The 23,594-nt window shown below is 67.0% G+C and carries 28 protein-coding genes and 6 pseudogenes; 13 read left to right on the forward strand and 21 right to left on the reverse strand.

Features of this window, described 5'->3' with window-relative positions:
• Window positions 1-10 precede the first annotated feature (10 nt).
• From ACZ5CZ_RS33695 to ACZ5CZ_RS33710, 4 genes and pseudogenes are all read right to left on the reverse strand, one after another.
• Window positions 11-670, reverse strand: coding sequence for a hypothetical protein (locus tag ACZ5CZ_RS33695; RefSeq protein WP_468948305.1), 660 nt, complete (start codon window positions 668-670; stop codon window positions 11-13).
• 412 nt (window positions 671-1,082) lie between these two features.
• A pseudogene (locus tag ACZ5CZ_RS33700) lies at window positions 1,083-1,870 on the reverse strand (IS5 family transposase); the annotation flags it as partial.
• A 63-nt stretch (window positions 1,871-1,933) separates the two neighbouring features.
• The gene (locus ACZ5CZ_RS33705; protein WP_468948307.1) at window positions 1,934-2,257 is read right to left on the reverse strand and encodes a transposase; all 324 of its coding nucleotides are present in this window, start codon (window positions 2,255-2,257) and stop codon (window positions 1,934-1,936) included.
• Window positions 2,157-2,402 carry a hypothetical protein gene (locus ACZ5CZ_RS33710; RefSeq protein ID WP_468948358.1) on the reverse strand — a complete coding sequence of 82 codons (246 nt, stop codon included), beginning with the start codon at window positions 2,400-2,402 and terminating at the stop codon, window positions 2,157-2,159. Before ACZ5CZ_RS33710 ends, ACZ5CZ_RS33705 begins: the two co-directional genes overlap by 101 nt.
• On the opposite strand from ACZ5CZ_RS33710, the gene ACZ5CZ_RS33715 reads away from it, so the two are divergent.
• From ACZ5CZ_RS33715 to ACZ5CZ_RS33735, 5 genes and pseudogenes are all read left to right on the forward strand, one after another.
• Entirely contained in the window at window positions 2,383-2,754 is a 372-nt protein-coding gene (locus ACZ5CZ_RS33715; RefSeq protein ID WP_468948309.1) for a hypothetical protein, read from the forward strand. The two genes, ACZ5CZ_RS33710 and ACZ5CZ_RS33715, sit on opposite strands and share 20 nt — an antisense overlap.
• A 546-nt stretch (window positions 2,755-3,300) precedes the next feature.
• Window positions 3,301-3,636 carry a hypothetical protein gene (locus ACZ5CZ_RS33720; protein WP_468948311.1) on the forward strand — a complete coding sequence of 112 codons (336 nt, stop codon included), beginning with the start codon at window positions 3,301-3,303 and terminating at the stop codon, window positions 3,634-3,636.
• Window positions 3,637-3,866: 230 nt separating this feature from the next.
• The gene (locus ACZ5CZ_RS33725; protein WP_468948313.1) at window positions 3,867-4,142 is read left to right on the forward strand and encodes a hypothetical protein; all 276 of its coding nucleotides are present in this window, start codon (window positions 3,867-3,869) and stop codon (window positions 4,140-4,142) included.
• Window positions 4,143-4,419: 277 nt separating this feature from the next.
• Window positions 4,420-4,977 (forward strand): GNAT family N-acetyltransferase, encoded by a 558-nt coding sequence (locus ACZ5CZ_RS33730; protein WP_468948315.1) that lies wholly within the window; start codon window positions 4,420-4,422, stop codon window positions 4,975-4,977.
• Between the two features lie 18 nt (window positions 4,978-4,995).
• Window positions 4,996-5,209, forward strand: a pseudogene (locus ACZ5CZ_RS33735) (NF041680 family putative transposase); the annotation flags it as partial.
• Here ACZ5CZ_RS33735 and ACZ5CZ_RS33740 read toward each other — a convergent pair.
• The 4 genes and pseudogenes from ACZ5CZ_RS33740 to ACZ5CZ_RS33755 form a co-directional block, all read right to left on the reverse strand.
• Window positions 5,197-5,363 (reverse strand): annotated as a pseudogene (locus tag ACZ5CZ_RS33740) (transposase); the annotation flags it as partial. The pseudogenes ACZ5CZ_RS33735 and ACZ5CZ_RS33740 sit on opposite strands and share 13 nt — an antisense overlap.
• A gap of 170 nt (window positions 5,364-5,533) precedes the next feature.
• Entirely contained in the window at window positions 5,534-5,719 is a 186-nt protein-coding gene (locus ACZ5CZ_RS33745; RefSeq protein WP_468948317.1) for a hypothetical protein, read from the reverse strand.
• Window positions 5,720-5,806: 87 nt separating this feature from the next.
• A complete protein-coding gene (locus ACZ5CZ_RS33750) occupies window positions 5,807-6,169 on the reverse strand; it encodes a hypothetical protein (protein ID WP_468948321.1) in 363 nt (120 codons plus the stop codon).
• Window positions 6,170-6,361: 192 nt separating this feature from the next.
• On the reverse strand, window positions 6,362-6,766 hold the full coding sequence (locus ACZ5CZ_RS33755) for a helicase associated domain-containing protein (protein ID WP_468948323.1): 405 nt from the start codon (window positions 6,764-6,766) through the stop codon (window positions 6,362-6,364).
• On the opposite strand from ACZ5CZ_RS33755, the pseudogene ACZ5CZ_RS33760 reads away from it, so the two are divergent.
• Both ACZ5CZ_RS33760 and ACZ5CZ_RS33765 read left to right on the forward strand, forming a co-directional pair.
• Window positions 6,749-7,021 (forward strand): annotated as a pseudogene (locus ACZ5CZ_RS33760) (LamG-like jellyroll fold domain-containing protein); the annotation flags it as partial. The gene ACZ5CZ_RS33755 and the pseudogene ACZ5CZ_RS33760 sit on opposite strands and share 18 nt — an antisense overlap.
• A 209-nt stretch (window positions 7,022-7,230) precedes the next feature.
• Window positions 7,231-7,620: pseudogene (locus ACZ5CZ_RS33765) on the forward strand (IS5 family transposase); the annotation flags it as partial.
• On the opposite strand, the gene ACZ5CZ_RS33770 reads toward ACZ5CZ_RS33765, so the two are convergent.
• From ACZ5CZ_RS33770 to ACZ5CZ_RS33790, 5 genes are all read right to left on the reverse strand, one after another.
• Window positions 7,610-7,966 carry a hypothetical protein gene (locus ACZ5CZ_RS33770; RefSeq protein WP_468948325.1) on the reverse strand — a complete coding sequence of 119 codons (357 nt, stop codon included), beginning with the start codon at window positions 7,964-7,966 and terminating at the stop codon, window positions 7,610-7,612. The pseudogene ACZ5CZ_RS33765 and the gene ACZ5CZ_RS33770 sit on opposite strands and share 11 nt — an antisense overlap.
• Window positions 7,967-8,180: 214 nt before the next feature.
• Window positions 8,181-8,570, reverse strand: coding sequence for a hypothetical protein (locus tag ACZ5CZ_RS33775; protein ID WP_468948326.1), 390 nt, complete (start codon window positions 8,568-8,570; stop codon window positions 8,181-8,183).
• A 45-nt stretch (window positions 8,571-8,615) separates the two neighbouring features.
• A complete protein-coding gene (locus ACZ5CZ_RS33780; RefSeq protein WP_468948328.1) occupies window positions 8,616-9,833 on the reverse strand; it encodes a hypothetical protein in 1,218 nt (405 codons plus the stop codon).
• 406 nt (window positions 9,834-10,239) lie between these two features.
• Window positions 10,240-11,103, reverse strand: coding sequence for a hypothetical protein (locus ACZ5CZ_RS33785; RefSeq protein ID WP_468948330.1), 864 nt, complete (start codon window positions 11,101-11,103; stop codon window positions 10,240-10,242).
• Window positions 11,100-11,993, reverse strand: a complete 894-nt coding sequence (locus tag ACZ5CZ_RS33790) for a JmjC domain-containing protein (RefSeq protein ID WP_468948332.1) — start codon at window positions 11,991-11,993, stop codon at window positions 11,100-11,102. Before ACZ5CZ_RS33790 ends, ACZ5CZ_RS33785 begins: the two co-directional genes overlap by 4 nt.
• A 261-nt stretch (window positions 11,994-12,254) precedes the next feature.
• Between ACZ5CZ_RS33790 and ACZ5CZ_RS33795 the strand changes: the two genes are divergently transcribed.
• Window positions 12,255-12,854: a hypothetical protein gene (locus ACZ5CZ_RS33795; RefSeq protein WP_468948334.1), complete on the forward strand. Its 600-nt coding sequence runs from the start codon at window positions 12,255-12,257 to the stop codon at window positions 12,852-12,854.
• A gap of 209 nt (window positions 12,855-13,063) precedes the next feature.
• Here the strand turns inward: ACZ5CZ_RS33795 and ACZ5CZ_RS33800 are convergent, their stop codons facing one another.
• Both ACZ5CZ_RS33800 and ACZ5CZ_RS33805 read right to left on the reverse strand, forming a co-directional pair.
• Window positions 13,064-13,813, reverse strand: a complete 750-nt coding sequence (locus ACZ5CZ_RS33800; protein ID WP_468948336.1) for a transposase — start codon at window positions 13,811-13,813, stop codon at window positions 13,064-13,066.
• Between the two features lie 92 nt (window positions 13,814-13,905).
• A complete protein-coding gene (locus ACZ5CZ_RS33805) occupies window positions 13,906-15,069 on the reverse strand; it encodes a helix-turn-helix domain-containing protein (RefSeq protein ID WP_468948338.1) in 1,164 nt (387 codons plus the stop codon).
• Between the two features lie 118 nt (window positions 15,070-15,187).
• Here ACZ5CZ_RS33805 and ACZ5CZ_RS33810 point away from each other — a divergent pair, with 118 nt between their 5' ends.
• Window positions 15,188-15,388 (forward strand): hypothetical protein, encoded by a 201-nt coding sequence (locus ACZ5CZ_RS33810; RefSeq protein ID WP_468948340.1) that lies wholly within the window; start codon window positions 15,188-15,190, stop codon window positions 15,386-15,388.
• Here ACZ5CZ_RS33810 and ACZ5CZ_RS33815 read toward each other — a convergent pair.
• The 4 genes and pseudogenes from ACZ5CZ_RS33815 to ACZ5CZ_RS33830 all read right to left on the reverse strand — a co-directional run.
• The gene (locus ACZ5CZ_RS33815) at window positions 15,379-15,900 is read right to left on the reverse strand and encodes a hypothetical protein (RefSeq protein WP_468948341.1); all 522 of its coding nucleotides are present in this window, start codon (window positions 15,898-15,900) and stop codon (window positions 15,379-15,381) included. The genes ACZ5CZ_RS33810 and ACZ5CZ_RS33815 overlap by 10 nt on opposite strands.
• Window positions 15,901-16,058: 158 nt before the next feature.
• Window positions 16,059-16,448, reverse strand: coding sequence for a relaxase domain-containing protein (locus ACZ5CZ_RS33820; RefSeq protein ID WP_468948356.1), 390 nt, complete (start codon window positions 16,446-16,448; stop codon window positions 16,059-16,061).
• Complete coding sequence (locus ACZ5CZ_RS33825) at window positions 16,376-16,570, reverse strand: relaxase domain-containing protein (RefSeq protein WP_468948343.1); 195 nt, start codon at window positions 16,568-16,570, stop codon at window positions 16,376-16,378. The genes ACZ5CZ_RS33820 and ACZ5CZ_RS33825 overlap by 73 nt, the downstream gene beginning before the upstream one ends.
• 97 nt (window positions 16,571-16,667) lie before the next feature.
• Window positions 16,668-16,892 (reverse strand): annotated as a pseudogene (locus ACZ5CZ_RS33830) (relaxase domain-containing protein); the annotation flags it as partial.
• Between the two features lie 356 nt (window positions 16,893-17,248).
• Between ACZ5CZ_RS33830 and ACZ5CZ_RS33835 the strand changes: the two are divergent.
• On the forward strand, window positions 17,249-17,539 hold the full coding sequence (locus ACZ5CZ_RS33835) for a hypothetical protein (RefSeq protein ID WP_468948345.1): 291 nt from the start codon (window positions 17,249-17,251) through the stop codon (window positions 17,537-17,539).
• Window positions 17,540-17,572: 33 nt separating this feature from the next.
• On the opposite strand, the gene ACZ5CZ_RS33840 is transcribed toward ACZ5CZ_RS33835, so the two are convergent.
• The gene (locus ACZ5CZ_RS33840; RefSeq protein WP_468948347.1) at window positions 17,573-18,541 is read right to left on the reverse strand and encodes an ATP-dependent DNA ligase; all 969 of its coding nucleotides are present in this window, start codon (window positions 18,539-18,541) and stop codon (window positions 17,573-17,575) included.
• Between the two features lie 301 nt (window positions 18,542-18,842).
• Between ACZ5CZ_RS33840 and ACZ5CZ_RS33845 the strand changes: the two genes are divergently transcribed.
• From ACZ5CZ_RS33845 to ACZ5CZ_RS33855, 3 genes are all read left to right on the forward strand, one after another.
• Window positions 18,843-19,628, forward strand: a complete 786-nt coding sequence (locus tag ACZ5CZ_RS33845) for a hypothetical protein (RefSeq protein ID WP_468948348.1) — start codon at window positions 18,843-18,845, stop codon at window positions 19,626-19,628.
• Between the two features lie 654 nt (window positions 19,629-20,282).
• Window positions 20,283-20,795 carry a hypothetical protein gene (locus ACZ5CZ_RS33850; RefSeq protein ID WP_468948350.1) on the forward strand — a complete coding sequence of 171 codons (513 nt, stop codon included), beginning with the start codon at window positions 20,283-20,285 and terminating at the stop codon, window positions 20,793-20,795.
• Window positions 20,795-22,369 (forward strand): hypothetical protein, encoded by a 1,575-nt coding sequence (locus ACZ5CZ_RS33855; RefSeq protein WP_468948351.1) that lies wholly within the window; start codon window positions 20,795-20,797, stop codon window positions 22,367-22,369. Before ACZ5CZ_RS33850 ends, ACZ5CZ_RS33855 begins: the two co-directional genes overlap by 1 nt.
• Before the next feature lie 151 nt (window positions 22,370-22,520).
• Here the strand turns inward: ACZ5CZ_RS33855 and ACZ5CZ_RS33860 are convergent, their stop codons facing one another.
• Entirely contained in the window at window positions 22,521-22,949 is a 429-nt protein-coding gene (locus ACZ5CZ_RS33860) for a hypothetical protein (RefSeq protein WP_468948353.1), read from the reverse strand.
• Window positions 22,950-23,594: the final 645 nt, after the last annotated feature.

Below are 23,594 nucleotides of genomic sequence, written 5' to 3' on the forward strand. Positions count from 1 at the left end.
GCGTGGGACATTACTCCTCGTCGATGGTCTGCAGCTCGACGGGCCGGTCGGCCACGTCGGTCGCCTGTGGCGTGGCCAGCAGCCTGTTCAGCCCAAGGGTCAACTGCACCACGAACACGCTCAGTAGCACGGCCAGGGAGATCCGGGCCAGGCCGTAGATGGCGTCGACGTTCGCCGCGGTCTCGTAGTCGCTGGGCGTTTGGAGATTGGAGTTGACCACGAACGAGACGTAGGCCGCAGCGAAAACCGACAGGAACCACGCGCCGTAAGTCCAGACGGCTCCGCGGCCGCCTGGCAGGGCTCTGGACCATCCCAGCCCGATGTCGGTGCGTGACATGGCGTTCGCGTGGCCGGCTCGCGCCCACCACTGGTAGGCGTACAGAACTGCCATGAAGACCAAGAAGCGCAACATGCTCGTGGTGTTGATCGTTTGGAGTGCGCTGTGCAAAGCCTGCCGGTCATAGCCGTTGTTAGCGGCGGCCAAGGCCCATTGGTGTGCCCGCGTGCGCTCGGCGGAGAACCGCACGGCCTCGCTGACGACGGTCGCCGCGGCTGCAGCCAGTACCGTGAGCAGTGGGCCCGTCATCGAAACACGCCCGGGACTCACCTTGGACTGGACCAGCAACACCGCCTTGTCATTGCGCCCGCGACGCTCAGGCGGCTTCGACAAGTCACTCTCCTGCTGACAGACCGGACACAGTCCTTTGATCCCGTCCCAAGCAACTTCGCGCTGCCGACACTTCCGGCACGTCAGTAGCATTCCGCGCCCCCCTCTTTGCTTGATCTCGGTGAATTGAGCGCCGCATCCTATGGGGTCCGCCAGAGAGGCGTCGATACCTCTAACACAGTGAAGATCGAGAGCGGATGCAGACCCCCTGAGGAGATCTGCACCCACACCGGTTGGGGCGGTCGACCCCCGGCTCGTAGTGGCGTGCCCGACGCCACGCACGGTCTATGGACACGGCCACGCCGAAGCCGTACAGCTCGTTGCGCGCGCCGGGCCCGGTTCGGCGCCCATGTGATCACGAGTGCTGCAGGCCACGCATACAGTCGCGCCTTAGAGGTCATTTTCTCCCGATGCTTCATCCCGGGATGTGAATTTGATCCGGTGATGTCGGGTCACGCCAGGAGATGGTGGTCTCGCCGGTGAGGCGGCGGGCCATCAGATCGGTCATGGCGAGATGAATCATGGCTTCGGAGCGGTGCGGGTGGGTTTCGTGGTCACGCGCCAGGCGCCGGTGCAGCATGAGCCAGCCGTAGGTCCGCTCGACCGTCCACCGCTTCGGGATCGGGGCGGATCCCCTGGTCCCGGGGGGATGTCGAGGTCGACGCCGAGGGCGGCAGCATACTCGAGGAAGTGCTTGCGGTAGCCGCCGTCGACCCAGACCTTGCGCAGAGTGGGGTGGTCGGTGGCGGCCCGCTCCAGGAGGGGGCGGCCGGCGGCGGAGTCCTGGACGCTGGCAGCGGTAACCAGCACCGCCAGCAGCAGGCCGAGGGTGTCGGTGATGATGCTGCGCTTGCGGCCCACGATCTTCTTGGCCGCGTCGGTGCCCTGAGTCTTGGCGGGGACGGAGGTGGAGCACTTGATGCCCTGGGCGTCGATCACGCGGGCCGAGGAGTGGCGGCGCTTGCCTTCCTGCTGGCGCACCAACTCCCTTAACAAGCCGCTGAGCTGGGCGAAGATGCCATCGGTCTGCCATTTCGCGAAGTAGCCGTAGACCGTCTGGTGGGGCGGGAAGTCGTGCGGGAGGTAGGCCCACTGGCAGCCGGTGCGGTCCACGTAGAGAATCGCGTTCATTTTCTCGCGCAGGTCATGCCGGGGCGGCCGGCCGAAGTCCAGGGCCTGGCCTCGGCGTTCGAAGCGCCAGGACATCGCGGGGCACGGTGCGTTCCTTGACGAGACAGGCCCTGGAAAGCAGGTCGTCGAAGCGTGTCATGGAGTTGCCCCTTCGTCGGTCTCGGCCTGGGCGGCCCGGAGCATGTGCTCGAAGGTGCCGTCTTTGGCCCACCGGCCGAAGCGGGTGTGCAGAGTGGCCCAGGAACCGTACCGCTCGGGCACGTCCTGCCAGGCCGTTCCGGTCCGGAACTGCAGCCTCCTCCTCCCAGTGCACCGACTGCCTGTCGTTAGCCGCGGGCCTGGCCGAACATCCGCCGCATCAGCTGCCGACGCCCGTGGGGACGGCCCCAGCCAGGAGGGTGCGGGCGTACTGGCGGACGGTGGCGTCCCGCCACGGGTCGGTTCTGGGGTGGGTGACAAGCAGGGCGGTGAGTTGAGCGGCTGCTGGCTTGTCCGGGTGGTGGGCGGATCTCTCGGCGATGTGGTCCGTGTCGCGCAGGGCAGGGGTCTGGCGGGTGGAGGCAAGGGTGAGGTCGAGCCAGAGCGTGTCGTCGATGCTGGTCACCCGCCGCCAGCAAGCGTGGGCAGCGCGGAAGGCCAGCGGGCTCGGTGGCTACTGGCCAAGTTGCCGGAGGAAGGTGCGCCTGCTGGCCGCCACTCGTTCTGCGCTACCGACGGACAGCGCTGTGGCCACAGGACAGCGCAGCGCGGGCGGCCGTCATTCTGGCATTCTGCAGTGGCCGGTTGATCAGGGGGAAGTCATGGACGAACACGAACTGAAGCGCGCGGCCGACGTGGGACTGGCACAGCGAGAAGCCGACAAACGCACGGTGGAGCGCATGCAGACCATTGCTCTCCGGCTGTTCTGTGTCGCCTCCTTCCTCGGCCTCTGCGGTTGGCTGCTGAACAAGCTCTGAGCCACGGTTCGCCGTCATCGCCGCCTGCTGCCAGCGGGATGCAGGTAGCGATGCCTGCCGTTACCGACCACAGCAGGGCCTACACCAGAACGGCCGGCACGGCGTCCTCGCCCGCCCAGCCTCCTCCTCGAACAGGGCGGCGACCAGGCGCACGTGGTGGTGGGGGAGCTGGCCGTAGCGGTGCCGGGGGCGGGCCTTGGCCAGCCAGGCGCCCAGCTTGACGGTGTCGCCGTCGACGCGGACCGCCTCCCGGGTGGCGGGAACGCGGCCCTCGCGGTGCAGAAAGAGCTCCAGCAGTTGGACGGTCTCCTCGAACGTTCGGCGGCTACGGCGGGCGGGAGCGATCGGGTTGGCCTACACCCCCCTCCCCCGCTTCTCCAGGTGCGCCGGCCGAAGGACCGCGCGAGGTAGCCGTTTTGCTGCCCCCCCGGTCGGGGCGCGCCGGTGAGACGTGAGCTGAGCTGGTGCCAGCCGCTCGTCCGGGTGGGCGAGGCGCGCTTTCTGGCCACTCGCAGGTAGCGGTACGGAAGACCGGCTGGTGTGGGCATGATCGCCGTTGTGGTGCGCGACGACATGCCCGCTTGCGTGCGGTGGGAGATCCTGATGCACGAACGGTTCAGCGGCGTGTGGATCTGCAAAGACTTCGGCCGAGCGACCACCGGCGCGGACCCCGTCGAGCTGGGCCGTGCTGTCCTGGCCGCCTACCTGGCCGGCCGGGACAGCCGGGGCGAAACGTTCCGGGTCGACGTCCGCACCGACCACGGCAACCACGTCGTCATCACTGCCGACCAACTCACCGCCCCCGACTGGGAAGCAGACCCGGACGTCCGCCAGGCGCTGCCCGCCTACCTCCGCAAAGCCCCCGCCTGGCACCGGGCATAGGTAGTCGTCCGGTCGTCAGGAATGTCACGCAGCAGTTCGAACAAGGCGCACGGTGCTGCCAGGCCGCTCGGGCGGGCGCGGCGCAGCGTGGGTTCCGTGCGCGGCAGCAGCAGCCGGACAGGCCGTGGAGGCCAAGCGGATCCGCTCCGGCCTACCCGGCAGGGGACTGCCGGTCCGACATGTGGTGGGATGGCCGCGCTGTGTAGGCCACCTGGTGGGAGACCGTTCCGATGCCCGTGTACTCGTCGCTGTCCCACGCTCTGGCGGAGGCGTTGGTCGATGTCCTCTGGTTCGTCGACAACTGCGAAGACGAGCAGATGGATACGGACGATGCTGTCAAGGTTTTGGAGGGTGTCGCCTACCTCATGAGCCTGCTGTCGAACGATCAGCGCAGCGAGTTCATCACCCTGCTCGGGATGATGGCCGAAGAAGAGACCAACCCTTCGCGCCGCATGTTCCTGAAGAACTTCCCCCAAGATTTCGGATTTAGTGAGGATGCAGGGTGACCTTGTTCGCGTTGCTACGGCGGTAAGATCACCGCAGGGCCTGCGCTGTGGCTGGATGCTCAACGACCCGGGCCCGCCAGAGCCACGTCGACCTACGCCGTGCCGTCCGTGCGCCTGCCGAACCGCCGTGGGCCTCGCGTCTCAGCTGGTCGTTTAACGTCGGGTGGCATACATGGCCTGGGCCTTCAGGGCCGGAAGTCTTTTGGCGCCAGGCCACAGGCTGCCTCAGGGGATCACAAGCCTGGAACTGCCGAGCGACAGCGTGATCAAATAGGGGATGACATCGTTCTGGGCCGGCAAACGGGTGCGTCTGCGCGGTATCGAGCCTGACGACTGGACGGCGTTCATGCGCTTCACTGCGGACGAGGAAGGGCTGGGAGATCTGCTACAGCCGCCTCGCTCCGCCGAGGGCTACCGCGTTTGGGCGAGGGAGCAAGCCGCTGCCAAGCCCGATGACGACTGCTTCCAGTTGGCAATCGAGGCCGTTGACACGGGCACAATAGTCGGTGCTGTCGGCTCGCATCTTGCTGACTCTCGTGCCGGGTGCTTCGAGTACGGAGTGACGATCGGTGCTGAGCACCGACGCAAGGGCTACGCAGTTGAAGCCGTCGAGCTGCTGCTGCGCTTCATGTTCGCCGAACGTCGCTATCACAGGTGCCAGGCACGGATCTTTGCCCACAACGAAGCGTCCCTGACACTCCACAGGCGGCTCGGATTTACGGAGGAGGGCCGCCTCCGTGATCACATTTTCGTTGCTGGCCAGCACCGTGATCTCGTCATGATGGGCATGCTCGCTGACGAGTTCGCCCAACTGCACTCGATCAGCGAACCGTGAACTGATCGAGGAGCCAGCATCGAACACGACTCGACGTGTCCTAGGGATGCGCTCGCGGAAGTGCCACGCTTCCGGACGGAGTTGTACGCATATCTGGCCGGGCGGGGCGACGCATTATTCGAGTTGTGCGACGCGTTGCTGTGCACGGAGGGGCCCAGTGCGGACGCTGGTCAACCCGGCGCTCGCGCCGGAACACCGCCGCGGGCACGCAGCTCTCTACGGCGCTCTCTCCCCTTGGGGATAGGACAAGGCGTACTCCTTGAGCGAGGGCGTCGGCCGACGCATCACCCGGTCCGACCGCAGCCGGCCCAGGACCTCGACGGGCAGGTCGCCCAGCAGGTGGGCGAGCGGGGCGCGTCGTATCCGGCGTCCAGCACGACCAGGACGCCGCGCTGCGGCGGGCTCGGCGGCGGCCGGAAGACTTCGGCCGAGCGACCACCCGTGCGGACCCCGCCGAGCTAGCCGGACCTGCCTGACCGCACAGCATCGGGCAGCCAGGCGGGAGAGGGCGGTCGCGTGCTCGTGCGCTGCTCTCCGGGGGGCAACGGTCGCCGGCCTACAGGGCGCTGGAAAGCTGCTTCGGCTCGAAGACGTTCTGCGGGGTGCTCTGCTGGGAGGTGGGTGCCAGGAGCAGGACCTGCGCCAAGTCGCGCTGTATCCGGTCGGCTTCCCCGCGGACCTGGACGGGGATGTCGCCGCGCTCGGCGACGAGGCGGTCGTAGACGGGAGTCTGCGAGAACACGGTGGGGAATTCCTTTCAGCAGGCAGTTCGCCGGGCTGGCGCAGCATACGGGCTGGCGATCACTCCCCCTTGCCCGGGCACAGCATTTCAGGCCAGGACGGCGGGAACGGCGTCGTCGAACGTCCAGTCGCCGTCGAAGAGTGTGGCGAGCAGACGGGCATCGTCGTCGGGGAGCTGGCCTGAGCGGTGCCGGTGGCGGGTCTTGGCGAGCCATGCGCCGATCTTGACGGTGTCGCCGTCGACGCGGATCGTCTCGCGGGCGGCGGGGGCGCGGCCTTCGCGGTGCAGGAAGAGTTCCAGGAGCTGGACGGTCTCGGCGAAGGTGCGGCGGGCTCGGCGGGCGCGGGTGAGCGGGTTGGTGTCGGGGCCCAGGGCGGTCATCAGCTGCTGGCTGCGGGTGAGGGCGGGCCAGGTGGCCAGCGGGCGGCGCAGCCAGGAGCCGATCTTCACACCGGCGAGCCCGGTGTCGCGGGTGAGGGTAGCGGGGTCGGCGCCGCCTGCAAGGTGGATGCGCAGCAGGTGGTACTTGCGGTGCCAGTCCGCACCGTGCGGGAGGCGCCAGTCGGGGGCGAGGGCGGTGAGGGCGTCGGCGCGGGCGGTGTCGAGTTCGCCCTTGGCGGCCAGGTGGCGTTGTTCGGCGAGCTAGGTGGTGGCGGGGGCGGCGAGGTGACCGTGCGTGCGGTGGTAGTCGGCGGCCGCGGTCAGGCGGGCGCGCCAGGCGGCGTCGTGCTTGTCCCAGATCATGCCCAGCGGGTCGAGTTCAGCGATCCAGTCGACTTCGAGGCGGCCGGCTTTCGCGGCGTCGCGCATGGTGGTGATGAAGATGCCGAGCCGGTAGCCGGTGGGGTCGGTGTAGTCGGCGGGGACGTCGAGGTGGTGCCCAGCTTCGAGTTGGCGAGGATCGCGGTGTCGGCGGCGGCGAAGCCCGTGAAGATGCCGGCGCGCTGGGCGGGGGTGTGCTCGCCGTGGGCGAAGACAGCTTCGGGGTGATGCCCGGGGCGAGGCCGGGGGCGGTCCGGGCCCGCAACGGTCGGAACCTGGACCCATCTCGTCGCCACCTACCGGGCACCCGTCGCCGGAGACTCCAACAGCGGAGTCATGACCCTCTACCAGAACGGCACCCTAGTGGGAACGGACAAAAACCTCAGCCCCCAGTACGACTCCTCCATGCCCCTCACCGTCGGCGGCTGCGTCAACAGCACAGCAGCCGGCACTCCGTACCTCGCCTTCCCCGGATCCGTCACCAACGTCCACGTCTACCCGCGCACGCTCTCGGCCACCGAAGTCAGCACACTGCACTGACCCCGGCCACCGACCCAGGGCCGTCAGTTGCTCCACTCAGAAGCGGCCGACGGCCCGCTGACCGTTCTGACATATGTCCGCCGAGCCCCAGGGCCCGGGCTACTGGCCTACGAAGCACCAGCATTGGACCGGGAAATCGGTCCTTGAACGACCATCGCGGTCGACAGCATCCCTCACGGCGCTCAGCGTCGTCCCAGTTCACGCCGACCCCAGGGTCCCTGGATATCTCCGGCGCGAACGTGCACGACAGTCAGGGTCTGGAGCCGCTCGTGCGCTGCATCCCGCCCATCCGCTCCCGCCGCAGTCTCCGGCGCCGACGGCCAGCGAAGCTGCAGGCGGACAAGGGCTACGACTAGGACCACCTGCGCCGATGGCTCCACCGGCGGGGCATCCGCCATCGTATTGCCCGCAAGGGTGACGAGTCCTCGCAGCGGCTGGGACGGCATCGGTGGGTGGTCGAGAGAACCGTGTCTTGGTTGGCCGGCTGCCGAAGGCTCCACCGCCGCTATGAACGCAAGGCCGAGCACTTCCTCGCCTTCGTCGGCATAGCAGCAGCCCTCATCGGCTACCGCCGCTTGGTCAGCCTTCTCACGGCCTGAGCCGGTTCTGCTGCACGTCGAAGCAGACCAGGCCCATGGACTCCGCGACGGCCGCCGCATAGGCCGACGCCTCCTCGGCCATGCTCCACCGCATGGCGAAGTAGATCAGCGGCCCACTGGCCTCGCCGATCAACGGGCCGGTCGACCAGGGCGAGGTGTCCTCCTCGTCCTCTGTGAGGTCGCACCACCGCTCAAGCAGCGCAGCCACGTAGGCCGCGATGCGCTCAGACGGAGCCTCTTCCACCTCGCCGTCGATGTAACGGTCATACAGGTCGCTGAAGACCCGGCCGCCGGTCTTGTCATCCGCCGGCCTCTCGCCTTCCCAGACAGCAAGGTCGTAGCTCATACCAGGAGGTTCTCATGCTGCTCTGACAGCCATAAGAAACGACGTCCTACGCTCGGGCGCGGCGGGTGAGCTCTCCCCGGAATTCGTCGCTCTCGCAGGGCCCGTCGTGCTCTTCCACGCACGCCTGGCCGTATTGCAGACAGCCCGGGACTCGGCGCCGCTCGCGTAGTCCCCTTGCGAAATCAGTGCGTCACCGCATCGCCATCCGCCACGCTTACTTGGATGACCGCAGCGCCTGAACCTCGTCCGTCAGGCCCATGAGACGCTCCTGCTCGACTGCGGGTACCCGGAAGCCCGCTGCACGGGCCCGGCCGACGAACTCGTCCGGAAGAGCCAGGTGATAAGTGGTCACGTAGAACGAGAGATCTTGTCGCCATACCCATTCACCGTCGGTGAGCAGGGATCCGCCACCCACGATGCTCTCCCCCGATCCCAGGACGTCGTCTACCACTCCCATGGACGCGAAGAGCACGTGCCCGCCGCGGAGATAGGCTGCAACCTCCTTCTCCTCGGGGCAGGGCGCATCTGTGACGTCATCACGGATGCTGCCCACGGCGCCGGGGGCCGAGGGCCACGTCTCGACGTGGAAGCCGAGGACCTTCATGGGGCGGTTCCTTTCGCTGGGTCGGTCGAGGCGGCAGTGGAGTTGTCAGGGAAGAAGGGGAAGGAAGGTCCGCCAATAGCCACCATTCTGCACCTCCGGTTCCTGGCCCTTCCCACGGGACGGATAGATGCCCACCTCGTCCGTCGGCGCTGTCACGGGGACCTTCATCTCATTTGCCAGCGCCTGGGCGGCGGGGATGCCGACTTCCCCCTCCTTGAGGGCACCGGTGTGGCAGGAGATGAGCCTGATCGGTTCACCCTGGTAGCTTGGGTTGTTCCGAACCGCCTCGGCGATGTGACCCGCGCTCACTTCACCCGGCGGAAAGTCCACCCCGGCGGCGTTCTTCCTGCCGGGCATGAAGAAACCCTTGTCGTTGCCGTGCACGACGATGTCGTGGTGGCCCTCGGTCCGGGCGGTCATCTCCCGGTTCAGCTCGGTCATTCGGTCGTACCCGATCGTGGTCAGGTTCGGCTCGAGGTACACGTGGTCGCCGGTCGCCAGCACGATGTCGCCGGATTCCCTGGGAGGCGCCGGAACTCTCGACTTGGGATCGTCCGGTGCGATGTAGTCGGACCGCATGGTGCGCGTGAGGTCGTCGTCGGCGCCTGGCAGCGCGGAGTCCTCGCCGCGGAAGGAGGAATGCCGGTCATCCGGTGTGCCGTCGGAGGACATGGGTTCCCAGGGGTCGGGAGCCACGTCACCCGAGCCGTCGCTCGTAGGCCCGTCGCCAGACTCCAGAGTGCCGGACGGCTCTTCCGTCTCCTGTGAGGCGACGGCATGCGGTGCCTCACCCCGCTCCTGTGCCGACGAAGCGTGCGCAGGAGCATCGGCCCCTGCCGCTTCCGCGTCGTCCCAATCCCCCTCAGCCACCGGTTCCGGAGCCTCGTCTACATACCCGGCACCCGTGTCATGCGTGTGGGCAGAGCCCGTTTCGGAACGCGAGTCCGCCGCGTTCACGGGTTCCGGGGCATCCGCACCGGCCTGCTCAGCCTCCGGCTGCGGGGCATCGGTCACTTCCGGTGCCCTGTCGGCTTCCTCTGCCCCCACCGGTTCGGGAGCGTCCTCCACTTGCTCGGATCCCGCGTCGCGCGCGTCCGACGACTCCAGGACGTCTACTGGGCCTGTGCCGGAGTCTGAGCCTTCCACACTCCTCTGTCCCGGGCCTTGGGCGACAGACTGCTCGCCTTCCCGATCCGCGGCGTCATCGTTCTGTGGCGCGCTGTCCGCATCCTCTGCATCCGTCGGCTCCGGAGCGTCCTCCACTTGCTTGGATCCCGCGTCAGGCACGTCCGACGACCGGGGCGCGTCCATAGAACCTGCGCTGGAGCCCCAATCCGCCGCAGTCGCCGGATCCGGAGCGTCAACCGCCCCAGGAGACGGGGCCTCCTGAGGCGTCTGGCACTCTTCCGTCCGACGGTCACTCATGATCAACATTCTGGCATTGCCACAACGGCACGACACCCCCCTGCCGCTTCCGCCACCACGACTCCTCCAAGCCCCTTACCGTCGACGGCTGCGTCAACAGCGCGACGGGCAGTGCGGGCCAGTGCGGAGCCGGAGCGCGTGTTCGCACTGGCGCGGGCGGTGGTGGCCCGGCGGCGGGAGGAGGCTTGCGGCTGGGGTGGAGCCGTTGCTGCCCCGGGGTCCTCGTCCGCCTGGTCGCAGGCGCTCAGCTGGTGAATCGCTTGTCTGCGGCCTTGGCAGCGGCGGAGACCAGAGTGTCACGGTTGTGGGGGGCGTCGATGGTGAGGGCCATCAGGTTGGCGCCGTTCCGGACGACGAGGACCAGGTCGGGAGCGGTGCCGCTGCCGGTGCCGATGCCGCAAAGGAGTTCGGCGCTTTGATCGCCATAGCGGGGAGCAGCAAGTCGCGTCAGTGTGAACGTCGCCGCGGGTGTCGGTGAGGTAATGACACCGGCAGGGCAGGCAGCCACATCGCGCAGCAGGTTGTTCAGTGCCCGTTCGGCCCGGGCGGGGCTGAAGAAGGAGCCCACCCATTCGTTCACGCCCGCCCCTGTCGTGGGATTTCCCGGGACGCGGGTGGCGTACTGCTCCGCCGAAAGCCTGCCAACACGCGGGTTCATGGCGAAGGAAGCCATGGCGTCGATACAAGCGGCCGATCCGGGCCTGAGCGTACGAAAGGCCGGGGAATGATCCACTCCCGTCTCGTCGCCGCCAAAGGACCTGTAGCCGGGGCCGAGTTCGCCGGGGGTGAGAAGCCGTTGCTCGCGGTTGCGGGCGATCTGCCAGCGCACGTAGTCCGGGGCGAAGCTGTGCCCGGCCGGAGCCTGGTCTTCGGTGAGGGCACCGGCCTTCACGGCTTCCCTGCCGGTGGTCGCCGTGAAGTAGCCGGCCTTCGTGGAGACCCGCAGCGTGGGGTGGGCGGCCAGGGCCGGGGCGAGCAGGGTCTGCGCGCGGCCGGTGGCGTAGTTCGGGGCGGTGTCGATCCACTCGACGCCGCAGGCGGCCGCATGGGCAGCCGCCTGCGGGCTCGCCCGGCACCGGTAGGTGCCCAGAGCGAGCTTCGCCGTCACAGCAGTCTCCCCACCGTCGTGGCCTGCCCGGCAACGAGCTCCTGGACCAGCCCCGCGACATCCTCGAGCGCGAGCCTGGCCGTGTCGGCGAGCGTGGCCAGGTCCACGGTGCGGCCGTCCACCAGCGGGCGCAGCACCGCCTCGGCGGCCGGGGCGAACTCATAGACGCTCCCGGCGGCGGACAGCGTCACCGTGTCCTTGCCGGTCTCCAGCACGGCGCGGGCCGTGGTCAGCCGGACCCGCAGGCTGCCGTCGGCGGGGATGGTGTCGATGTGCGGCAGGCTTGGCACCATGCGGCCGGCGGCCTGGCCGTCCATCGCCGTCCGGTAGCGGGCGATCAGCTCGGGGTCGTCGAGCAGTTCGGCGAGGCGCTTGCGTATCCCGTCCAGGGCGTCGGCCTGGATATCCGGTGCGGCGAGCGGCGGCAGGTCGCGCCGCCAGTCCTCGTGTGCGAGCAGCTGCTCGCACACCCACGCCATCAGATCGGTCGCGGTGTGAGTCTGCAGGCCACTGGTGACGTGCAGGGAGCGGCTGCCCTGGTCGGCGGAGACCGCGTGCCACATCCCGCGCGGCACGTACAGCACATCCCCGGGGTGTAGGACCAGGTCAGCGACGGGCTCGGTGGGGGCCTCGCCAGGATCCTCGATGTCTCGGTACAGCGGGTACGGGCGGGTGGTGCCGTAGATCCGCCACCGCTTCGCGCCGTCCACCTGGACGACGACGGTGTCGTGGTCGTCCCAGTGGACCCCGAAGCCTTCAGTGCTGGTCCGGGAGGCGTACAGGTTCGCCTGCACGCGGGTGCGCAGGTCCCGCTCGATCGATTCGACCAGGCGGGCGAGGGGAACCAGCCTCGCCGGCCTCCGGGAGGAGCAGCGCGCCACGGAACTCACCGAGCTCCGGAGCAAGCTCCGCACGAGCCGCGATCAGTGCCGTCAGCTCCAGGACCAGGCCGACGCCGCCGCGACCGTCGTCATGACCCTTCTCGCCGAAAACGCCGCGCTGCGCGATACACGACGAACAGCTCAACTGTCGTCGTCCGCTCCCACCAATAGCTCCAGCTGTAGATCCTAATCTTGCCGGGCGTGAATCAACTGGGCGACCGATCCAGATCATGGAAGGATGCCTGTTCAGGACAGGGGAAACGGGGCGGCATGGGACTGGACTACAGCTACGAGATCTTCATGCCCCCTCGGAACGTTGTGAGGGCACTGACCCGGCTGGCCGAGCTCGCCCCCCAAGGCCGCAACACGCCGCAGCTTCCGGTGACCCTGCCGGGCGGAGAGCAGTTGATCGTGCCGTTCACCTCGAACTTCAAGAGCGAACCGGTCGACTGTTCAGCAGGCGGCACGCTCGAACTGGACACCTCGATCGTCATCGGCGTCGACGACGCGGTGCGCGAGTTCTTCCTCCGCGATTCCGACACGGTCGACGAGCGGGGACGAGTGTCGGTCGGGTACATCTACCTGACGGTCAGGTTCTCCCCCGCATGGCACCCAAACTTCGCGTCACTGCAGTTCACAGCCGCTACCTCAAGCATGAGCCGGATGTTCGTGCAGTCCGCAAGCGTAAGGAAGGTGTTCACCGACCTCACCGCCACCACCGGTGGTGCGTGCTGCCTACTCGACACCGAGACCGACATCTTCGACCTCTGCTGGCTCAACGGCGAGACGTTCAATGGCGAGACTGTTCCTGGCGCCCGTTTCTCGCGCTTCCACGATCTCGTCGCCGCCTGGCGCGAGCCGGTGGAGTAGAACGGGACGACGCACGCACGGGACACGGCACAACCCGCCCGGTCAACGCTCAACTGCCCACCCGAAGCGCTCAGTCACTGGGTGAGGCCGGTCCACAGACGGAGACGGTCACCGTTGATCATCGTCGTTGTGCGGACAAACCGCGGGGGGCGCCGACGACGGCGGGTTCGGGGGAGTGGGGATGTGGGGATGCCACGCAGTGAAATCTTTCAGCGGTGCCGCTCCAGAGTGAGGACGGCCGCGGAGATTGACGACATTCGATTCGGGCTGCACCGGGATCGGCGGAAGATGCGCCAGGACTTCAAGCGTGCGACGCCTCGCTCGACCGGTGCCCGTGCCGCGGACAGCGCGCGGTTGACGCTTTGCTGGGTCGGCGTGAGGTCACGGCCCGGCGGGCGTCTCAGGGGTGTCGTCACCCACGGGCCGGCTCCCATGTAGGCGCGGTCGGCAAGGATGGGAACGCCCTGACGCTCGCAGATCCGAATGATCCGGTGGGTGCGGGCCGCGGTGAGATCGTGCGCGCGGCCGGGCAGCGTCGGCGAGATCCACAGCAGCCGCCCGGCCGGGTCGGTCACCACCTGCACGTTCACGCCGTGCCGTCGGTGTTTGTGGGAGAAGTCGGCCCGGCTGTCACCGACCCGGTCGCACTCCGCCAGGGTGCCGTCGAGCAGGACGTAGTCCGGTTCCACCTCGCGCAAGGCGCGCAGCAGGCCGGGTGCGCGGTCGGCGAGCAGGTCGACGACGGCTGTCGTGTAGGCGTGGGCGGTGCCGACGGAGATGCCGAACGCGGCGGAGAGCTGGGCGAGGGTGTCGTGCCGGCTCAGGTACACCAGGCCGACCAGGGCACGCTGGTGCGGCGGAAGCTTGCAGCGGCGGTCACCCTCGCGGGTGACGATGAGCATGGTGACCCACTCGACCAGGGCATGAGGCAGGTCGAGTGCGGCAGAATACGGAACCAACGCGGCTCCTGTGCCTGTGGGTTGAGACTTCGAACACCTCCCCCAACGGCACGGGAGCCTCGTACGTTGCGGGCATCGATCCCATCACCCGATCAGTGGCCACGCTGAAAGAGCTCAGTCTCTGCCCAGTCCGCGGTGAGATCCCCGAGGTCGTCGTCGCTGAGGTAATCGATCGCTGCGTCGGCGAGGAAAGGCTTTGGCAGGTGACGTCCGACGCCCAGGCGGCGTGCGTCCATAGCGGCTTCGAGCACGGCCTTGACCGGCGATTCTGCTTGTTGGTAGAGGCGCAGCAGCTCAGGCGCGCCGGCTAGTTCCTGTGTGACTCGGCCGTCCGTACCTCGCCGGGCCAGTGCATCGGCCAGCAGGCGGTCACCGTCCTCGGCCAGGGAAGCAGCCATCTTCAGCGCTTCGGCGTCGAAGCTTTCCCGGACCGCCAGGGTGCGTCCGGCTACGAGTTCCCGCGCCCGGCTGTGCCGATCCTGGCCTCTCGGGGAAGGCAGAGCGGTGTACTGCGCGACGTGTCCCGGCCACAGCGTTCCCAGGACCAGGACCGGCCCGCGCAGGGGATCGGTAATCAGGGCGTGCACCGCGGCAGCAATCTGCTCGCCCAGCCGGGCGTCGCCGAGGTAGTGCTGAGCATCGTTCAGCCACACCACCGTGTGCGGCTGCACGCGCCCCAGATCCTCCAGCGCGGCATCAGCCCGGGTGGGGTCGAAGGGGTGCCACAGCATCCACCCATGCTCGGCGAGCGGCTGCACGGCCTCCCAACACGCTCGCGTCTTACCCGTTGAGGAACCGCCGACGAGGATCACCAGCCGGCTGCGGTCCTGCAGAACATCGCCAACCGCCTCCGTGAGCGCTTGGTCGTGAACTCGCCGGACATAGCCAGGCAGCACGCGTCGGCCCGCGAAGACCGCTCCGGCTGGTTTGACCTCCAGATCATGCGGATCCCACAGCCCGATCGGCTTACCCGGGCCCGGCGTGCGACCTGCGGCCGCAGCAGCCTCCCCGGCGGCGGCCCGGCGCAGCTCCAGCAGCTCCATCTCCGGCAGACGCAGCGCACGGGCCAACGCGGCAACAGTCGCCGCCGACGGCACCGGATCCTCGGGTTTGAAGGCATGGTGCACTGTCGTGCGGCTAAGCCGCGCGCGAGCAGCTAGCTCCGTCTGGTTCAGCCTCTCACGAGCACGGGCATCTGCCAGCCTGGTCCGCAGCTCGGACAGCGCCGCCTCACACTTTTTCTGCCCGCTGTTCACGCGCTCCGCTCCCCCTCAATGTGTTCACCAGTGTTCATCTTTGTACGCCGCACCACGGCGAACACCGATTCCGGGACGTTCGGTCACGTCAACAGCCGATCCTCTTCAAGGAGTCGTCGTGCCCAGTCCCGCCCTTGTTCTTCTGACTACCGGCCTGATCACCGTGGTAGCACTGCTGGCCGCTGCCATCGCGGGCAAGCTCGCCCGCCTCGACGGAGCCACCTATCCCGCCGCCCTCACCCGGGCCGCAGCCACCTTCGCAGCGGTGATCTCACTGGCCGTCGCCATCACCGCCACGCTCGCTCAGATCTACGCCTGAGCCGCCATGGCATCGAAGGGCAGCATGCCATCCCCCTCCAACCGGCATCTGCAGTCAGGCCACGGCATTGGAGCTGACCTGTCCACCACATCCTGCGCACCCAGGCACCCGCCGGAGTGCCGATCCTGCCCGGCCGCGTCTGTCGGAGCCGCACGGAGGCGGTCGATGCGATTCGGGACCTGCTGGAGTCGTCCGGCGGCGGGGCAGTCGTGGTCAAGCAGGCCCACAACGGTGCCGGGGTCGGCAACCAGCTCCTCGTGCGCGATCTGGAGCTGGCGGTGGACCACGTCGGGGCCCGCCACCTGCACCAGCTGGAGCCCGGCGAGGACGGCATTACCGCCTATTGGGATCAGCGCTGGTCGTGGGCGAGCGGGCAAGACCGGTGGCCGGTCGTCATCGAGACGTTCGCGGCCGACGCGGACGCGGTGTACTCCGAGCACTACGCCGCCGACATCGGCAGCGAGCCGACCGAGATGGGCCGCCTGCTCTACGTCGGCCAGCGCCTGAGTCACCAGGTCGTCCCCCTCGACGGCGTGAGCGACCCGGTGCGGGCGGCGCTGCTGGACGGGGGGAACCCGGCTGGCCGAGGCATACCGGGCCTTCGGCTACCGCGGCCACCTGAGCGCGGACGCCCTCGTGCTGCCCAACCAGTCCGTGGTGTTCACGGAGGTCAACGCGCAGGTTTCCGGGTCGCTGCACATCTACCAGTAGATCGCCCGCCACGTCGTCGACGTCGCCGCCACCCCGCGCCGTCAGGTGGTCGAGTACTACGTCCCGCCCACCTGGACCGTGCCCGACTTCGGCCCTCCAGGACGTCCTGGATCCGCTGGCGGCGGGTGGAGGACCAGTCGATGAGCTCGGAGTCGACACCGGCTATCTCCATCACCGGGCGCAGGCCCGGCGTCACCTCACGGGGAACCGTCGCGAGTCCCAGCTCCTCACACACCTCGGTCGTCATCGCGAGGGTGTAGAGCGTCCCGGCCGCCTTCACATTCCGGTAGAGGCGGAAGGTGTCCAGGGCGCCCCACACCGGCTCGCCGTCGTCGCCCAGGCGCTGCACACGCGGTTGAGGACCAGGCAGTGGTCGTGCAGGAGGGGGAATCCGTCCCGGTTGTCGAAGTGCCGGAAGGCGGCAACCACGAGGGCCGGGCTCTTCGCGCGCGGCCGCGGCCCGAGGCCCACCGGGTCTCAGCTCTTCGATTGGCTGCCCGAGCACGGTGGCCAGTCGTGCCGTGGCCAGGTCGGCGCCGTCGTCCAGGAGGTCGCGCTCGATGCGGTCGGCGTCTGGATGCCGGCCCTGCCCGGAGACGAACTCCACCTGCCGCTCGGATACTTCCGCGCCCTCGATGAGTCCGAGCGCGGCCAGGCCCCGTCCCCACCACCTCCCCGGTGGGAGGCCAGCCATCTCCTGAGCGTCCTTCAACGACCGGCCATCCCCGAACGCGACCCCACGCACGTAGTACCGCCACGCATTACGCCTCTGAACCTTCGCGACACTCAGCATCCCCGCAGAGGACACCGTCTCTGACCTGCGAAAAAGGGCGATCCCGGACGGTGGGAGAGTTCACCGGAACTTCACGGCCGATCCCGCCGGGCGGGCGCCGGCGACGATGCCGCGCCCGCCCGGCGGACACCACCAGGGCCATGTAAATGCTGCGGGGCACGGGATCACACGCGCCTCACACACGCCGAAACCGCCAGCAGACGACTTCACCGTCAACGAGCGCACACCTACGTACCGTTCGCCCACCCGACGGCCAAGACATCACCGCGTGCACCACGTCACCAACTCTCTTCAACCCGAGCAAAGACACCCCCGCCCCGGCAATCCGGGGACTTCGTGCTTCCCGGAGGACCGACGTGCCGACCTACGAAGCCACGCCCCGCTTCACTGCCGGCCACCACCGCCTCACCCCCGAACAGCGCCGCCGCTTCCGCCAGGCCGTCACCGCCTTCGTCGACGACCTAAGCACCGGGGCCTTCCGTGCCGGCCTCCGCATCAAGGGTGTACGGCGCGCGCCCGGCGTCTTTGAACTCACCTGGGACGGGAATGGCCGCGCCACCTGGTCCTACGGACCACAGATAGTCCCCGGCGTACAGCACGTCATCTGGCGCCGCGTCGGCACCCACGACATCCTCACCGGCCCGTAACGCCGCACCCCGCCAGGAGCAGCGGAAGGGCGGTCAACTGCTGGCGGGCTCGGCGCCCGCACCGAAGGGCGGGACATCCGTGACCGCGACGTCCAGCCGAACCCGGGCGAAGCGCACCGGGTGCCGCCACGAGCCACGCTCCTGCGCCGTGTCCACCATGATCTCGGCGACCAGCTCCGGCTCCACGAGCACGACGTCGAGCGGCGTGCGCGACCCCCAGGAGGTCGTGAACCGTACGCCCTCCCACGGGTGGCCGGGTCCTGCAGGCGTCAGCCGCTGGGCCAGGTCGCGCGCCGCGTCCGGCCGCAGCAGCGTGCTGCGGGCGACCGGCCGGAGCCCACCCTTCTCGTCGAGGCGGCCCAGTACGAGCGTCTGTGGTCGCCGTACAGAGCCGGTGATCGCGCCCACCACGGCTTCGGTGGTGTCGCGGCGGCGCACCTTGTACAGCGCACGGGCACCCGGCAGATACCGCTGGCCGCTCCCCCGGATCACCAGCCCTTCGATGCCCGGCACCTGCGTCCAGGACGTCAGCCACTCCTGCGCCGTCGCCACGTCCGTGGTCTCGGGGCACAGCGTCCACGGGGCACTCAGGCCGTGGTCGATGAACAGCTGCTCCAGCTGCGCACGCCGCTCCCCGTACGGCACGTGCAGCAGCTCCTGGCCATCGAGCTGGAGGAGGTCGAAAGCGATGAAGTGCGCCGGCGTCTCCTGAGCGAGGCGGGCAGCGGCCCGGCCCCCGGAGACCGCCCGCCGCTGGAGCGCCTCGAACGACATCTGGCCCTCCACCCACACGACCAGCTCACCATCGAGGACCAGGCCGTCGGGCAGATCACCAGCCGCGCCCACGAGATCAGGGAAGCGGCTCTGCATGAGACTGCCCCGCCGGGACTGCAACAGCAACGGGCCGGGCCTCGGCCACGGGGTGAAGACCAGCGCCCGGTAGCCGTCCTTCTCCAGAATTCGATGTGTCTCATGGGACAGGTTGGCGATTGCCTTCGACAACGAGAGCTGGGTCTGGCTCAACTTCTGCGGGGTGGTACTGGTAGGAGTCTGTGATCGGGTGGTCTGCATTCGTGTTCGCGTGCCTCCCCAGCCCCTACTCTCCGTGACTGACGTCCTAGCGACCTTCACCTCGTCACCGGCAGGGCGCGCGGCGCCCTGCCGGGTGGTACACACCCGACCATCCGGGTGACTGGGGTGCGTTCCTTGATGTAAGGCGCTGGTGTTGGACTGTGGCACTCGACGGCACAGGCTTCGATGAATCCTGTCCATCTACACGGCTGGCGAGTTTCGGAGGGCTGCCGTGGGCATTGGCGGCACGGTCGTTGCGAACTTGGTCTCGGGTGTGATCGTGGCAGTCGTCGCAGCTGCGCTTGGGTTCTGGATCGCCAAGGTGTACACCGAGAAACGCGAGGTGGCGCAGGCGCGGCGAGAGCGTGATCTCGCGGCGGCCGCCGAACTATACCGGGTCTACGGTGACTTCTTCGCCGCGTGGAAGGTATGGAACGCCCATCTCCGGCCCGCTGACGCGGGGGCGAGGGCGCGGCTACCCCGGCTTGGACCTCCTGACGACCGGCGCAGATCAGAGCTCCTGGCCGCAGCGGCTCAGGCCGAGGGGGGATTCGAGGCCCTGCTTATCCGTCTCACCCTTGAGCACACTCTCAGCGACGACTACCTGGCGGCGCTGTGGTGTCTACGAGAGGCGTCTCAAACACTCCGGAGAGTCATGCAAGCGGGAGAGCCTCTCCTGTGGTGGAAGTCGGATATTCACCACGGCAAGGCGGGGCATGATGGATATCGCGCATACCAGGCATTCAAAAAGGTGACGTCGCTCATCGCCGATATGCTGCTGCATTCGCACGATGCACCGGCTCGCCAAGTCGACTCTCGGTTGCAGGCGCTTCGCCAGGTGACAAGCTCTGCCGTGGACTTCACGAAGGACGGCCGATTCAAGCAAGCGATTGAAGAGGAACGAACCGCGCGGGCCGGTTCCGACCGCGCGCAGACCCACTGGGAATGGATCGTCGTAGCCGAACAGATCTCGCCTGCGCAAGTCACCGCCGAGCCCACGGCTCGTGCCATCTCATAAGGGTGCTTCTCAGGTACCCGTCAGGGGGGCAATGAGTTGATCTTGAAGTCCTGACGGCGCCCGAATCAGGCCATGCCCTCGGCCGCGTCGTCTTCGGCGAGGATGAGGTAGACGGTGGCGCCTCTTCAAGGGCGTCGAGCTGGCTCTGGAGCTCCTGCTGAGCCGTATTGGAACGTGAATACCCCACCCTCCCGGGCTTCGCCTGAGCTCCAGGACAGCGTCGTCGATCGCCAGCCCGTTTCCTGCGGACGGCCGGGGCCGCCGTCGGCGGGGGCACGGAGTTGCGGGAAGCACAGGATGTGGTGCTTCGGACCGAAGGCAGGGAAGCGGCATGGGTCACCCCTCTGCGCCTGGGCATGAGCGAGCTGTCCCGCTGGTGAGGATGACCTCCGTGATGGACCATGAAAGTGGTGCCGGCTCGCTCGTCGAGGTGACGGTAGGGAAGGTGATTCGCCGTGAAGAATTCCCAAAGCCCTGATCCGGTGGAGAACCGTGAGCGTCCCGTGCCAGCCGCCCAATCCGCAGACTCCGGGACCGACAGGGATTCTGTAACCATCGCCGGAAAATATCAGATCAAGCTTCGCCCTGGGCTCTCCGCAGGAAGAAGGGAAACAGAGCAGGAAATCGCTGAAAGCACATCCCAGGCTTCCCGAAATGACAGCGAATAACCCAGACGTTGCCGGACTCGTAGCGAGTGATTTCATCGCCGACGAGCTGGAAACAGAGCGTGCCAGGAAGTCATCGCTCGAAAGCCGCGGGTTCGCAGTTATCACAGCATCCGGCACACTCGTGACCCTACTCTTTGCACTCACAGGACTTCTCGCGAAAACTTCGGCGATTGAGCTATCACTCGTGACGCGATGGTTGCTCGCGGCAGCAGGTTTACTGTTCGTGCTCGCTGCGGCGCTAGGGATCAGGTGCAATCTTCCAGCCCCCTATCTTCAGGTTGATCCAGGGAGCCTCACAATTTTCCTCACCCCCGATGTGTGGACTGAAGATGGAACTGATGCCAAGCGCGAGCTGACAGCAGCCCGTCTGGCCGAACTTGCCAACGCGCGCATCCTCAACGGTCGCAAAGGCAAGCTTCTCGCTACCGCGATGACCCTCCAGGTAGGGGCAGTGCTCCTAACCATGATCACCATTACTCTGATCCTCATAGAGGCGTGATGCTTACTCCGACCAACGTCTTGTACCCGGAAGGTCCCGCCAACAAGCTCATCGCGGACGTCGACTATGCAACGGGCATCACAAGAATGCACATCGGCTACGACGAATGGAAGAGTCTTGTTTCGGCAGAGGTCGAGGCTCTTACACATAGCCAACGCGATGAGCTAGAGACTCTGACTCATGAAGCAATGCACGTGCTACAGCTGGCCACCACGGGATACACATACGAACTGTCGCTCCAGTGCCTCGAACAAGTCGCGGCCGCACTCGATGAGCATGGCAACCTTCCCAACGTCTACGAGGCGCGAAACAGCTACGCCGCATCACTCGCTCCGATTCTGCACACGCTTGAGGAACCTGGTGCAGATGATGTGCGCACGCTTGACATCCTGGAAAGTGCCGCCTTCTTGGTTCAGAAGCGCCAGCATTACCCAGATCTCGGACCGAAGAGCTACGAGCACATACTCAACAACGAGGTGTCGGACGCCGCCTACCGCCATGCTTACGACGTAGCGGCCGATTTTCTAGGTGCGGATGCCTTCGACCAATTTGTACACGTCGCAACGCTGTCACTCCAGACACGGAAGCCGCAGTTGGTCTTTGGGCCTCTGCTCCGTGCATTCCGCATGGCTGCAAGTCGGACAGACGCGCAAAAAAACCACCAGATCGGATTGCAGTTGCTAAACAGTCGATACGCCGACCTTCTTCTAGGGTCTTCTTTTGAACTCCTCGCTCAGGGGCGAATACATCCCATACTTGCAGGCATTATACGCGGACTTAATGATCTCGGTTCGGCTGAAGAGATCAGCCCCCTCGAGCTAATGGTCCATCCATACCGAATGAGTCAGCAGGTTGCGGACCTGATTGTGGGACCAATAGTCTTTCCGCCGCCGGTAGGTCAGCGCAGTGCCTGGATGTATTTGCCTCGGGTGTGGTCTCGGCGCGTCGGTGAAGAACCACTGATGGATCCGGCCGTCTTGAGCCTGCTCACTGCCACAAGCGCGCTCATTCTGATGGACATCGAGCCAGTTCCGCTGCGGCCACCGAAATCACGCCCGGCCCTTGCGGGTCACAATACTCCCATAATTTTCAGAAATTGGGAATTTTCACGCGAGAATCGCACTGACGCTACATTGAATAGAATCGCTGAAAATCTACGAGAAATCGAGAGACACCCCTCGGATGTCCGCATGCTCCGCGGCACTGTATCGATCACAGTCCCAGCCAAAGAACACGAGGGATCTCCCTATATGGATCCCGACGTTCGGCAGTTTATCTTTGGTCTGTATGAGCGGGTCCCACATTTGCTCTACTATCTCACCGACCTTGAAGGGGGCGGGTCAATGCTTGCCTGTGCCGCGGCTCACTCGCCCGTCGGGGCTGTCGCGAGTGACGGAAACCGTATTTCCGTAGAAATGGGACCGCAGACTGTCCAGTACCTGTTCAAAAGGATCCTGGCAGCCTCTCAGTTCGCAAAGCGAATGGGGGAAGACCCTCGTTTCCTCCTTGGGCATATCCACTCACTTGACCCCACACTGCGCGACTTCCTAAGCCTCCCAATCTTTGACTCCTGACCACGGATTCAGCCGCAAAATTTGGCGTATGCGCACAGGACCGAAGCTGGTTCAGCCGCCTGGCCGACGCCGGCGGCGGCCAGGTCCTGTCGCGCATCGGGGTGAAGCCGGCGTCCAATGTGGCCTCCAACCACCATCAGACCAGGCAGTCTCATTCTCGAGTGGCCTCAGTGCGGCCCAGGGGGATGACGACTGCGGACCAATTGGCGGCCCGTTCGCGAAGTGCGGCGTTCTCCGCTATGAGTGCGGCGATGACAGTGGCCGCGGCATCGACCTCGTCTTGGAGCCGTTGCCGCTCGAGGCGGTTCTCCTTCAGCCGACGCCGGAGGCGGGTGACCTCCTCGGTCAGCTTCTGGTCGTGCTGGCGTGCAGTGCTTTGGCTGACCCGGTTGTCCCAGTCAGCAAGTACCGCCGTTGCGCGGTTCATGGTGGCTCGGCTCACGCCTGCCTCGCGCCAGAGGTTCTGCTTGGTCAGCTTGCCGTCGGTGCGGATGGGCCGACCAGTGAAGAGGCGTTCCATGGCCTCCAGCAGGGCCCTTTCGGCCTTGAGGGAGAGGCCAGGCTGGTTCGGGAGGGTCATGTTTCCTTCGACTTGATGAGTGCGATCTCGACCTCACGGATCTGTCGGTCGATCAAGGCTCTGCGGTTGGCCGGGAGCGCGGGGAGGCTTCGAAGGCGAGTCAGCGAATCGTGCTCGGCCTTCCAGATAGGCAGGTGTTCGGGGGCGATGATGCTGTTGTTGCAGCGTGCGGGCTGGCAGCGGTCGATGAGAGGTCCTCGGTGTCCCGGGGGCACGATGGCGTCTTCGTGTCGGCGTACACATGAACGTCCCCAGCTGCGTACGGATGAATGGGGCCGGTTTCTGACGCGTTCGGGCTCGTTGCCAGGCACTCTGCTGTTGATCAGGTCGGGGCGGCAGAGGGCGGCTGACGATGGTCTTGGATCCGCATCGCTGGTTGGAATTGCGACGCTTTCGGGGGCTGTTCCCCACCGGCGACATCCGGCCCCCGCGGGCCCGAGACGCCCGGACCGGCACCGACTTCGACCCCGACCCGGACGGCGGCGAGGACGCCCCCGCCCCCGAGGTGCGGCCCACCCTGCGGCTAGGCAGTTTCGTTTGGATCAGTTGCTCGTTGGTCCGGGTGTGCCGTTGACTGATGCGCAGTGGGCGCGGATCGAGCCGTTACTCCCGGACCGGACACCGAAGCGGGGTGGCCGCTGGCGT

The sequence above is a fragment of the Streptomyces sp. NPDC031418 genome, from assembly GCF_055581605.1.